This window comes from Tibeticola sp. (assembly GCF_022759015.1).
Taxonomy (GTDB): domain Bacteria; phylum Pseudomonadota; class Gammaproteobacteria; order Burkholderiales; family Burkholderiaceae_C; genus Tibeticola; species Tibeticola sediminis.
The window spans coordinates 1-11,192 of sequence record NZ_JAEMQB010000042.1 but is presented as its reverse complement, the minus strand read 5'-3'; the positions used below and the strand labels follow the sequence as shown (position 1 = coordinate 11,192).

The window sequence follows — 11,192 nt, the reverse complement described above, 5'->3', positions numbered from 1 at the left end:
CTCGCCGGTCGCGTCGGACAGCAGCCGCTGCAACTCGGTCACGGTCTTGCGCGGCAGGATCACTTCCTGACGCGGCACTTCGTTCGCGAGCGTGGCCGCCGAGTAGGCCAGCCGGTGCCCGTCGGTGGCGACCAGCGCGAGTTTGCTACCTTCGGCGACGAACAAAATGCCGTTGAGGTAGTAGCGAATGTCATGCACCGCCATCGCAAAGCTCACCTCGGCAAGCAGCTTCTTGAGCGTGCTTTGCGGCACTTCGAACGCCGGCCCGAAGGTCGGCGACTCCTGCACCAGCGGGAAGTCTTCTGCCGGCAGCGTTTGCAACGTGAACTTGCTCTTGCCCGCCTTGAGGATCAGCTTGGCTTGCTGCGACTCCAGGCTCACCGTCTGATCGGCCGGCAGCGTGCGCAGGATGTCGATGAGCTTGCGCGCGCCCACCGTCGTCGCGTAGGGGCCGGGGTCGCCCCCAAGTTCGGCGTGGGTGCGGATCTGGATTTCGAGATCGCTCGTCGTCAGCTCGACTTCGCCGCCGTTTTTGCGTATGAGCACATTGGCGAGGATGGGTAGCGTGTGTCGCCGCTCGACGATGCCGGAGACGGCCTGCAGAGCGGCCAGGACGGCATCTTGCCGCGCTTTCAATACGATCATGTCTTCCTCTGGTTGGAGTCGGCGCCGCAGCCGTCTCGGGGCCGCACGGGGGCGCAGGGGCAAACCCAAGCCGCATTTTCCGTCAATTCGGCGTTGCCTTCGGCCACGGCTCCCGTCACGCCGCCGTCATCCCTTGAGCGTCTGCTCGAGCACGTGCAGTTGTTGGTTGAGCTCACTGAGTTGCTGGCGCTCGGCGGCGATCTTGCGCACCGCATGCAGCACCGTGGTGTGGTCGCGGCCGCCAAAGAGCTCGCCGATCTCGGGCAGGCTCTTTTGCGTCAGCTCCTTGGCCAGATACATCGCGATCTGCCGCGGCCGCGCGATGCTCGCCGGGCGCTTCTTGCTGTACATGTCGGCGACCTTGATTTTGTAGAAGTCGGCCACCGTTTTTTGAATGTTCTCGACGCTGATCTGCCGGTTTTGAATCGACAGCAGATCCTTGAGCGCATCGCGCGCGAGCTGAATCGAGATTTCCTTCTGGTTGAAGCGGCTGTAGGCCAGCACCTTGCGCAGCGCGCCTTCGAGTTCGCGCACGTTCGAGCGCACATTCTTGGCAATGAAGAACGCCACGTCCTCGGGCATTTCGCTGCCTTCGGCGCGCGCCTTGTTGATCAGGATCGCCACCCGCATTTCGAGCTCGGGCGGCTCGATCGCCACCGTCAACCCGGCGTCGAAGCGCGAGACCAGCCGCTCGTGGATGTCGGTCAGCCCCTTGGGGTAGGTGTCGCTGGTCATGACGATGTGGCTTTTCTTGGCCAGCAGGGCCTCGAAAGCATTGAAAAATTCCTCCTGCGTCCGATCCTTGTTGGCGAAGAACTGCACATCGTCGATCAAGAGCAAATCCAGCGAGTGGTAGCGCTCCTTGAACTCGTCGAAGGTCTTGCGCTGATAGGCCTTGACCACATCCGAGACGAACTGCTCGGCGTGGATGTAGAGAACTTTGGCCTCGGGCCGGTCGGCCAGCAGCCGGTTGCCCACCGCATGCACCAAATGCGTCTTGCCCAGACCGACGCCGCCGTAGATGAACAGCGGGTTGTACATCTGGCCTGGCATGGTCGCGACATGCAGCGCCGCCGCACGCGCCATGCGGTTGGCCGAGCCCTCGACCAAGGTGTCGAATGTCAGCAACGGATTGAGCCGGTGGCGCGCCGCCGCGCGCGGCTCGGGCACCGGCTCCGCCGTGGCCTCTGCGCTGGGCGCCGGTGGCGCTTCGCGCTGCATCGGGCTTGATTTCGCGGGAGCTTCACGCGGAGTGATCGCTAACTCCAGATGCACCGACTGGCCATAAATCTCGCTCAGCACTTGCGCGATGCGCTGCGCATACTGGGCGCGGATCCAGTCGAGTTTGAAGCGGTTGGCCACGAACACCGTGACCTTGGAAAAATCCTCGCTGACCTGCGCCCCGAGCGGCTTGATCCAGGTGTTGAACTGCGGCTCGGGCAGTTCCTGGGCCATGCGCTCCAGGCACTCCTGCCACAGGTCAGGCGCCCCCATCGGTGACGAGCCGTCAGGCAGCAAAGCGGAGGCGGGGGCGGTGGGCATGTTGTGGATAAATCGGATCGCGAGGGCTGCGGATTCTAGTCTACGCAGCGCTTGTCCACATCGCCCGAGAAAACCCTCAGGCCCCCGGTTTGAGGCGGCTTGGCCGAATTTTGCGATAATCGCGCGTTTTCCCTGAGCGACTTTCGTCGCCCGGGTTTGTTTTGCCCTACGTTTTCCCGTCGAGGATACCCCCATGAAACGCACCTATCAGCCATCGAAAACGCGTCGCGCGCGGACCCATGGTTTTCTCGTTCGCATGAAGACCCGCGGTGGCCGTGCCGTGATCAAGGCGCGCCGCGCCAAAGGTCGCAAGCGCCTCGCCGTCTGAGTCACCCCCGATCGTCCGTTGCGCCGTGCGCGTCGCTCAGCCGGCTGCGGTCGATGAGCCCCCGATGCATGGCCCGACGCGGTCCGCATCGGTCGGACGGCTCAAAACCCGTGCGCAGTTCCAGCAGGTTTTGGCGGCCGGTGTGTGGGTGCGCAGCGCCCATTTCGCACTGCACCGGCTCGACGCCGCGCAAGGTCATGCCTTGGGCGCGGTCGTGCCCAAGCGCTGGGCGCGCCGCGCGGTGACGCGCAACGCGATCCGACGGCAGATGCTCGAGCTCGGCGAACGTGCGCTGCCGCTGGCGCCCGCCGGCGCTTATGTCTTGCGCTTATGCGCACCGTTCGATCCCAAAGTTTTCGAGAGCGCGACCTCCGAGCCGCTGCGGCGCGCCGTGCGCAGCGAACTCGAAGCCTTGCTGCGTCTGGCGCTGCGCCGCGCAGCTGCTGCAGGAGGCCAGCCCTCATGACGACCGCTTGGCGTTCGCTTCAGCGCTTGCCCCAGCGCGTGCTCCTGGGTCTGATTCGGGCCTACCGCTTCATGCTCAGTCCTTGGCTGGGCAATGCCTGCCGCTTCGAGCCGAGTTGTTCGCGCTATGCGCTCGAGGCGATCGAGCGCCACGGGGCGCTCACGGGCAGTTATCTCATGACGCGGCGGCTGCTGCGCTGCCATCCTTGGTGTGCCGGCGGCTGTGACCCCGTGCCCGCCGAGCCGCCGCGCCTATTTTCCCGCTTGATTTCGCCCGAGTCCGCCGTTTCGGTGGGCCCAGAGGGCGATGCCGCTTCGGCACGAACGGACGCGGTCGTGCCACAACCCTATCCCCCGCGAGAAACGAAACGCTCATGAACGATATTCGGCGCGCCATCCTGTGGGTGGTCTTTGGCTTTTCGATGGTGATGTTGTGGGACCAATGGCAGGTCTACAACGGACAGAAGGCGACGTTTTTCCCCACGCCCGCGACCACCGCGGCCTCGGGGGCGGCTTCCGGGGCCGCTTCGGGCGCGGTGCCGGTGCCTTCGGCGACGCCCGCTGCTGCGGTCGCGGCGGCCGAGCCTCCGGTGCGCACCGCGCCGCGGGAGCGTATCGACGTGCGCACCGATGTGCTCGAACTGAGCTTCGACACCGAGGGCGGCTCGATCGTCGGCTCGGCCTTTTTGAAATACCCCGACCGCACCGACCCGAGCCGGCCGCAGCGGCTGTTTGAACTCAGCCCCGAGCGGGTTTACGTGGCGCAGACCGGCCTGGTCGGCGCCCATGGGCCGAATCACCAGACGCCGATGCGTTTCAGCGGCGAGCGGGTGCTGGCCGATGGGGCCAATGAGCTGGTGCTGCGCTTCGAGTCCGACCCCAAGGACGGTGTGCAACTCGTCAAGACCTACCGGCTGCGGCGCGGTTCGTACGCGATCGACGTCACGCACGAGGTGCTCAACGTCGGCTCGGCCGCCGTGGCGCCCAAGGTTTATCTGCAACTCGTGCGCGACGGCAACAAGCTCGAGGGCGAATCGCGCTTTTACTCGACGTTCACCGGGCCCGCGGTCTACACGGAACAGGGCAAGTATCAAAAAATCGATTTCGACGCGATCTCCAAAGGCAAAGCCGATTTCGTCCGCGAGGCCAAGGACGGCTATGTGGCGATGGTGCAGCACTATTTCGCCAGTGCCTGGATCCTGCCCGCCGGCACGCCGCGTGAGAACTTCGTCCGCAAGGTCGGCGACAACCTCTACGCGGTGGGCATGATCACGCCGCTGGCCGAGCTGGCGCCGGGCGCTTCCGCGCGGGCCCAGGCCCAGTTGTTCGTCGGTCCGCAGGAAGAAAAAGTGCTCGAAGCGTTGGCCCCGGGCCTCGAGCTGGTCAAGGACTATGGCTGGCTGACGATACTGGCCAAGCCGCTCTACTGGCTGCTCGACAAGCTCCATGCGGTGCTGGGCAACTGGGGCTGGTCGATTGTGGCGCTCGTGGTGCTGCTCAAGATCGCCTTCTACTGGCTCAACGCCAAGGCCTATGCGTCGATGGCGAAGATGAAGTCGATCAACCCGCGCATCATGGAGCTGCGCGAGCGCTACAAGGACAACCCGCAGCAGATGCAGCAGGAGATGATGCGCATCTACCGCGAGGAGAAGGTCAATCCGATGGGCGGCTGCCTGCCGATCATGATCCAGATCCCGGTGTTCATCGCGCTCTACTGGGTGTTGCTCTCGAGCGTGGAAATGCGCGGCGCGCCCTGGATTCTGTGGATCAAGGACCTCTCGGCGCCCGATCCGTATTTCATCCTGCCGCTCTTGATGACGGCGAGTACGCTGTTGCAAACGGCGCTCAACCCTGCGCCGCCCGACCCCATGCAGGCCAAGATGATGTGGTTCATGCCGCTGATCTTCAGCGTCATGTTCTTCTTCTTGCCCTCGGGCCTGGTGCTCTATTGGTTCACCAACAACGTGCTCTCGATCGTGCAGCAATGGATCATCAACGTGCGCATGGGCGTGCCGCCGAAGCTGCATCTGCCCAAGTTCCGTTGATGGCCGGGCGCTGCAGTTCCGCACCGTTGCATCATGGGTCGCGTGCATAATTCGTTACAGACCATGAACCGCCTCGCATCCATTCTTCCGCCGTCGCAGGTGCTCGTCGGGGTTGACGCGACCAGCAAAAAGCGCGCTTTCGAGGAAGTCGGGCTGCTCTTCGAGTCGCTCTACGGCATGAACCGCGCGGCGGTCACGGACAGCCTGTTTGCCCGCGAGCGGCTGGGCTCGACGGGTTTGGGGCACGGCGTGGCGATTCCGCATGGCCGGGTCAAAGGGCTCAAGACGCCGATGGCCGCGTTGTTCCGGCTCGAGCGTCCCATCGGCTTCGACGCGCCCGACGAGCAGCCCGTCGAGCTGCTCATTTTTTTGCTCGTCCCCGAAGCGGCGACGCAAAAGCATCTCGAAATCCTCTCCGAGATTGCCGAGCTGCTCAGCGACGCCGCGCTGCGCGACCGGCTCAAGCACAGCTTGAGTGCCGAAGAGTTGCACGCGCTGATCGCGTCTTGGCATTCGGCCCACGCGGCATGAAACCGACGGTCATCAGCGCCGACCTTCTGTTCGAGGATCACCGATCCTCGCTGCGCTGGGAGTGGATTGCGGGTTTGGGGGCTTCGGAGCGCAAGTTCGACGAAGTGGCGATCCGGCAGGCGCGTTCGGGCGCCGATCTGGTCGGCTATCTCAATTACATTCACCCCTACCGGGTGCAAATCCTGGGTGAGCGCGAGATCGCCTACCTCAGCAACGCCACGCCCGAGGATTGCGCGCGGCGCATCGCGCGCATCGTGACGCTCGAGCCGCCGGTGCTGGTGCTCTGCGATGGGCAGACCGCGCCCGAGGCGCTGATTTCGATGTGCGAGCGGGCGCAGATTCCGCTGTTTGCGACGAAGGAATCGTCGGCCTTCGTGATCGACGTGCTGCGCGCGTATTTGTCCAAGCATTTTGCCGACCGCATCACCATGCACGGGGTGTTCATGGACATCTTGGGGCTGGGCGTGCTCATCACGGGAGAATCGGGCCTGGGCAAGAGCGAGCTGGGGCTGGAGCTGATCTCGCGCGGCAACGGACTCGTCGCCGACGACGCGGTGGATCTCTACCGCATCAACCAGACCACCATCGAGGGCCGCTGCCCGGAGTTGTTGCAGAACCTGCTGGAGGTGCGCGGCATCGGCTTGCTCGACATCCGCGCCATCTTTGGCGAGACGGCGGTGCGCCGCAAGATGCGGCTCAAACTCATCGTGCACCTGGTGCGCCGCGAGACGCTCGAGCGGGATTACGAGCGCTTGCCCTACGAGCCGCTGACGCAGGACGTGCTGGGCGTGCCGGTGCGCAAAGTCGTGATCCAGGTCGTGGCCGGCCGCAACATCGCGGTGCTGGTCGAAGCGGCGGTGCGCAGCACCATTTTGCAGCTGCGCGGCATCGACACGTATCAAGAGTTCGTCGAGCGTCACCGGCGCGCGATGGAATCGGGCCGCTGAGGCGGCCGCAGAGTTTCAGCGTTCCGTCCGTCCGCGGCTGTTGCTGCCGCGGGCTTCGGCGACGGGTCGATCGGGGCAGTTTTCGCGCGTGCAATGGGCGTAGAGGCTCAGTGCGTGGTCGGCGAGGCGAAAGCCCTTGCTGAGGGCGATGTCGTTTTGCCGCTGCTCGATTTGCGCGTCGTAGAACTCTTCGACGCGGCCGCAGTCCAGGCAGACGAGATGGTCGTGATGCTCGCCTTCGTTGAGTTCGAACACTGCCTTGTCGGACTCGAAGTGGCTGCGGCACAGAATGCCGGCCTGCTCGAACTGCGTGAGCACGCGATACACGGTCGCCAAACCCACGTCGGCGTTTTCGAGCAGCAAGGCGCGGTAGACGTCCTCGGCCGTCAGGTGGCGCTGCGCGCTGCGCTGAAACACCTCGAGCACCTTCAGGCGCGGCAAGGTGGCTTTGAGTCCGGTGCTCTTGATGTCTTCGGCGCGGGCCATGGCGGTTTTCCGGGGCGGCTTACAATGTTCCATCATATCTGCATGCCTCGCTCCTCCATGACGTTCCCCCTCGACCGTCGCCCTGCGCGACTGCTGGCGCTGGCCCTCGTCGCCGCTGCTTCGATCTCGACGCTGGCGGCCTGCAGCGGTTTGAAGCGCATCGACACGGTGGTGCGACCCTACCGTGCGGAGCTGGTGCAAGGCAACTTCGTGTCCAAGGAGCAGGCCGCTGCACTGCAGCCCGGCATGAGCCGCGAGCAGGTGCGTGACCTGCTGGGCTCGCCGCTGGTGACGAGCCTGTTCCACGACCACCGCTGGGATTATGTGTTTTACCTGCGGCGCCCGGGTGAGGCGGCGCAGGAATTCCGGCTGACGGTCTTTTTCAAAGACGGCTTGCTCGAACGCTTCGAGGGCGATGAGCTGCCCAGCGAGTCCGAATTCGTGGCCCGGCTCTACCCGGAGCCCCCGAAGCCCGCCCAGCCGCCGCGCCTGCGCATCCCGGAGGAGGCGCTGCCGGCGCCCCGCCCCGCCGCGTCCGAGCCGGCGCCGAGCGCCCCCCTGCCGGAGCGCTATCCGCCGCTCGAGCCGACGTCGTAGTCCCACCCGTACCAGCGCCTGGCGCCGGGTTTCTTTCGGCCTGGTTCCGCCGCCAACCTCTTTGCCCATGTCGACTTCCCCTACCCCCTCGAACCGCCTGCCCATCGCCATTGCCGGAGCGACCGGCCGCATGGGGCAGATGCTCATCGAAGCCGTGCTCGACGCGCCCGACTGTGTGCTCGTCGGCGCGCTCGAGCGCAGTGGCCATGCCCGCCTCGGCGAGGATGCGGCTCAGCTGGTCGGGCGCAGCGGCGGGTGTGGCCTCACGGATGACCTCGATGCCGCGCTGCGCGACGCGCGGGTCTTGATCGACTTCACGCGCCCGATCGCGACCCTGCAGCATCTCGAAGCCTGCCGCGCGCGCGGCGTGGCCATGGTCATCGGAACGACCGGGTTCACCGAAGACGAGCGCGCCCGCATCGCCGAGGCCGCTCGGGACATTCCGATCGTGCTGGCGCCCAACATGAGTGTGGGTGTCAACGTCACGCTCAAATTGCTCGAATTCGCGGCCAAGGCGCTCTCCGAGGGTTACGACATCGAAATCATCGAGGCGCACCACCGCCACAAGGTCGATGCGCCGTCGGGCACGGCGCTCAAAATGGGCGAGGTGATCGCGGCCGCGACCGGTCGCGATCTCAAGGCGTGTGCGGTGTTCGAGCGGCACGGCCACACCGGTGAGCGTCGCACCGGGACGATCGGTTTTGCGACCATCCGCGGCGGCGACATCGTTGGCGACCACACGGTGCTCTTTGCGGGCACGGGCGAGCGCATCGAAATCAGCCACAAGAGCAGCAGCCGAGCGACCTACGCCGAAGGCAGCCTGCGCGCGGCGCGTTTTTTGGCCACGCGCACCAGCGGCCTCTACGACATGAGCGACGTGCTGGGCCTCGAGCGCCTCGCGCCGAGCGTCTGAACGGGTCGAGGCCGCGCATGGCACTGCTTGCCTGGTGGAACCAAGCCGACTTCATCGCCCGCGCGGTGGCTGTGTTGCTGCTGTCGATGTCGGTGGCGAGCTGGGTGCTGATCGTCTGGCGGCTGTCGGTGTTGCCGCGCGCCGGGGCGGCGCTGACGCTGGGCACCGCGGCGTTCTGGCAGTCGCCCGATGCGCGCGCAGGGCGCGAGGCGGCGCGCCGCTACGACACGCTCGGGGTGCTCGTGCCCATGATCGACGCGGCGCTCGCACCAGAGCCCAGCGGCAGCCTGGCCGCCGAAGCCGATCCCGCGCTGCGGGTGACCCGCGCACTGCGCGAGGCTTTGCATCGATCCTTGGCGAACCTGCAGCGCGGGCAGGTGGTGCTCGCCACCATCGGGGCGACGGCGCCTTTCGTGGGCCTGCTCGGGACGGTGTGGGGCATTCATCAGGCGCTGCTGGCGCTGGGGGCTGGTGGGGCGGTGACGATCGAGCGCGTGGCCGCGCCCGTGGGCGAGGCCTTGGTCATGACCGCTGCCGGTCTGGCGGTCGCGATTCCGGCGGTGCTGGCCTATAACGCGCTCGGCCGGCGCATCGCGGAGCTCGAAGGCGCCCTCGAAGGCTTCGCGCACGACTTGCGCGAGTTGCTCACACACTGACCCGCACCGATGTTCGGACGTTTCGAATCTCGCCCGGTGGCGGCGCCGTTTTCGGAGATCAACGTCACGCCGATGGTCGACGTGATGCTGGTGTTGGTGGTGATTCTCATCGTCACCGCGCCGCTGCTGGGCAGCGCCTTGCAGCTCGAGCTGCCCAAAGCCGAAGGCACGCGCACGCATGCCGCGACGGCGTCGGCGCTGGCGGTGTCGATCGACCCCTTGGGGCAGCTCTATCTCGACGACCTGCCGGTCGAGGCCGATGCGCTGCGCGCGCGGCTGGCGGCGAAGGCCGCGCAAGACCCGGCGACCGAACTGCGGCTGCGCGCCGATGGTGCGGTGCCCTATGCCCGTGTGGCCGAGGTGATCGGGATCGCGCAGGCCGCGGGCCTCAGCCGGATCGCCTTCGTCGCGTCGCCCGCGGGCGAGGCCGCGCCGCCGCCCACGCGTTGAGCCGCGCAGCCCGCACCGCCCGGCACGAGCGGGGTTGGAACCTTTTTGGGCTGTTTCCCCGCGTGAAATGGTCTTTGGTTGCTCATATTTTTGAAGTTCCTGGCCCAGCGGTCGGCCCTGGATGAACGCCTACAATTTCGCCATGCAAGACAAGTACCAACCCCAAGAGGTCGAGCGTGCGGCGCACGCGCACTGGACCGCGCGCGATGCCTACCGCGTGACGGAGAACGCCACCGACGCCCAGGGCCGGCCCCGCCCCAAGTTCTACGCCTGCTCCATGCTGCCCTACCCGAGCGGCAAGCTGCACATGGGGCATGTGCGCAACTACACCATCAACGACATGCTCACGCGCTACCTGCGCATGAACGGGTACAACGTGCTCATGCCGATGGGCTGGGACGCCTTCGGCCTGCCGGCCGAGAACGCGGCGCTGAAAAACGGCTTGCCGCCGGCGAAGTGGACCTACGAGAACATCGCCTACATGAAGCGGCAGATGCAGGCCATGGGGCTGGCGATCGACTGGAGCCGCGAAGTCGCGACCTGCTCGCCCGACTATTACAAGTGGAACCAGTGGTTGTTCCTCAAGATGCTCGAAAAAGGCATCGCCTATCGCAAGACGCAGGTCGTCAACTGGGACCCGGTGGACCAGACCGTGCTCGCCAACGAGCAGGTCATCGACGGCCGCGGCTGGCGCACCGGCGCGCTGGTCGAAAAGCGCGAGATCCCGGGCTACTACCTCAACATCACCGCCTACGCGCAGGAGCTGCTCGACCATGTGCAGATCGGCAATCCCAAAGCCACGCTGACCGGATGGCCCGACAAGGTTCGGCTGATGCAGGAGAACTGGATCGGCAAGAGCGAAGGCGTGCGCTTTGCCTTCCCGCACGACATCCGCGGCGCGGACGGAGCGCTCATCGGCGACGGCCGGCTGTATGTGTTCACCACCCGCGCCGACACCATCATGGGCGTGACCTTCTGCGCCGTGGCGCCGGAGCATCCGCTGGCGGCCCATGCGGCGGCGTCCAACCCGGCGCTCGCGGCCTTCATCGAGGAATGCAAGAAGGGCGGCACCACCGAGGCCGAGCTTGCGCTCAAGGAAAAGGAGGGCATGCCCACGGGTCTGGTGGTCACGCACCCGCTCACCGGCGAGGCGGTGCCGGTGTGGGTGGGCAACTACGTGCTCATGAGCTATGGCGACGGCGCCGTCATGGGCGTGCCTGCGCACGACGAGCGTGACTTTGCGTTTGCCAAAAAATATGGGCTGCCGATCAAGCAGGTCATCGCGGTCGAAGGCCAGACCTTTTCGACCGAGGCCTGGGCCGACTGGTACGCCGACAAAGAGCACGGCGTGTGCATCCATTCGGGCGTGCTCGACGGCCTGGGCTACGCGGCGGCGGTGGACAAGGTGGCGGCCTTGTTGGCCGAAAAAGGCTTGGGCGAAAAGAAAGTGACCTTCCGCCTGCGCGACTGGGGCATCAGCCGCCAACGCTACTGGGGCACGCCGATTCCCATCATCCACTGCGAGCACTGCGGCCCGGTTCCCGTGCCCGAGAAGGACTTGCCGGTCGTGCTGCCCGAGGACCTGGT

14 protein-coding genes are annotated in these 11,192 nt (G+C 66.0%); 11 read left to right on the top strand and 3 right to left on the bottom strand.

All coding sequences use genetic code 11. The annotated features are described in order from the left end of the window. Positions 1–645: DNA polymerase III subunit beta (gene dnaN, locus JHC36_RS02680; RefSeq protein WP_287915517.1), on the bottom strand; the 645-nt coding region annotated here is incomplete at its 3' end. A 126-nt stretch (positions 646–771) separates the two neighbouring features. After that, positions 772–2,139, bottom strand: a complete 1,368-nt coding sequence (gene dnaA / locus JHC36_RS02675) for a chromosomal replication initiator protein DnaA (RefSeq protein ID WP_287915523.1) — start codon at positions 2,137–2,139, stop codon at positions 772–774. A 241-nt stretch (positions 2,140–2,380) separates the two neighbouring features. Here dnaA and rpmH point away from each other — a divergent pair, with 241 nt between their 5' ends. The 6 genes from rpmH to hprK all read left to right on the top strand — a co-directional run bounded on the left by rpmH (position 2,381) and on the right by hprK (position 6,503). Further along, positions 2,381–2,515, top strand: coding sequence for a 50S ribosomal protein L34 (gene rpmH / locus JHC36_RS02670; RefSeq protein ID WP_124223019.1), 135 nt, complete (start codon positions 2,381–2,383; stop codon positions 2,513–2,515). 64 nt (positions 2,516–2,579) lie between these two features. Next, positions 2,580–2,981, top strand: a complete 402-nt coding sequence (locus tag JHC36_RS02665; RefSeq protein ID WP_287915511.1) for a ribonuclease P protein component — start codon at positions 2,580–2,582, stop codon at positions 2,979–2,981. Further along, positions 2,978–3,358, top strand: coding sequence for a membrane protein insertion efficiency factor YidD (yidD, locus tag JHC36_RS02660; protein ID WP_124223015.1), 381 nt, complete (start codon positions 2,978–2,980; stop codon positions 3,356–3,358). Before JHC36_RS02665 ends, yidD begins: the two co-directional genes overlap by 4 nt. After that, on the top strand, positions 3,355–5,025 hold the full coding sequence (gene yidC / locus JHC36_RS02655) for a membrane protein insertase YidC (protein WP_287915508.1): 1,671 nt from the start codon (positions 3,355–3,357) through the stop codon (positions 5,023–5,025). Before yidD ends, yidC begins: the two co-directional genes overlap by 4 nt. A 63-nt stretch (positions 5,026–5,088) precedes the next feature. Further along, entirely contained in the window at positions 5,089–5,556 is a 468-nt protein-coding gene (gene ptsN, locus JHC36_RS02650; protein ID WP_287915505.1) for a PTS IIA-like nitrogen regulatory protein PtsN, read from the top strand. After that, positions 5,553–6,503: an HPr(Ser) kinase/phosphatase gene (gene hprK / locus JHC36_RS02645; RefSeq protein ID WP_124223010.1), complete on the top strand. Its 951-nt coding sequence runs from the start codon at positions 5,553–5,555 to the stop codon at positions 6,501–6,503. Before ptsN ends, hprK begins: the two co-directional genes overlap by 4 nt. A gap of 15 nt (positions 6,504–6,518) precedes the next feature. Here the strand turns inward: hprK and fur are convergent, their stop codons facing one another. Continuing rightward, a complete protein-coding gene (gene fur, locus JHC36_RS02640) occupies positions 6,519–6,989 on the bottom strand; it encodes a ferric iron uptake transcriptional regulator (protein ID WP_287915502.1) in 471 nt (156 codons plus the stop codon). A gap of 57 nt (positions 6,990–7,046) precedes the next feature. Between fur and JHC36_RS02635 the strand changes: the two genes are divergently transcribed. The 5 genes from JHC36_RS02635 to leuS all read left to right on the top strand — a co-directional run. Further along, complete coding sequence (locus tag JHC36_RS02635; protein WP_124223006.1) at positions 7,047–7,586, top strand: outer membrane protein assembly factor BamE; 540 nt, start codon at positions 7,047–7,049, stop codon at positions 7,584–7,586. A gap of 67 nt (positions 7,587–7,653) precedes the next feature. Then, a complete protein-coding gene (gene dapB / locus JHC36_RS02630) occupies positions 7,654–8,499 on the top strand; it encodes a 4-hydroxy-tetrahydrodipicolinate reductase (protein WP_287915498.1) in 846 nt (281 codons plus the stop codon). Positions 8,500–8,516: 17 nt separating this feature from the next. Further along, on the top strand, positions 8,517–9,155 hold the full coding sequence (locus JHC36_RS02625) for a MotA/TolQ/ExbB proton channel family protein (RefSeq protein WP_124223002.1): 639 nt from the start codon (positions 8,517–8,519) through the stop codon (positions 9,153–9,155). A gap of 9 nt (positions 9,156–9,164) precedes the next feature. Beyond that, the gene (locus JHC36_RS02620) at positions 9,165–9,605 is read left to right on the top strand and encodes an ExbD/TolR family protein (protein WP_287915495.1); all 441 of its coding nucleotides are present in this window, start codon (positions 9,165–9,167) and stop codon (positions 9,603–9,605) included. A 142-nt stretch (positions 9,606–9,747) separates the two neighbouring features. Next, the coding region (gene leuS / locus JHC36_RS02615; protein ID WP_287915493.1) for a leucine--tRNA ligase at positions 9,748–11,192 on the top strand (1,445 nt) is incomplete at its 3' end.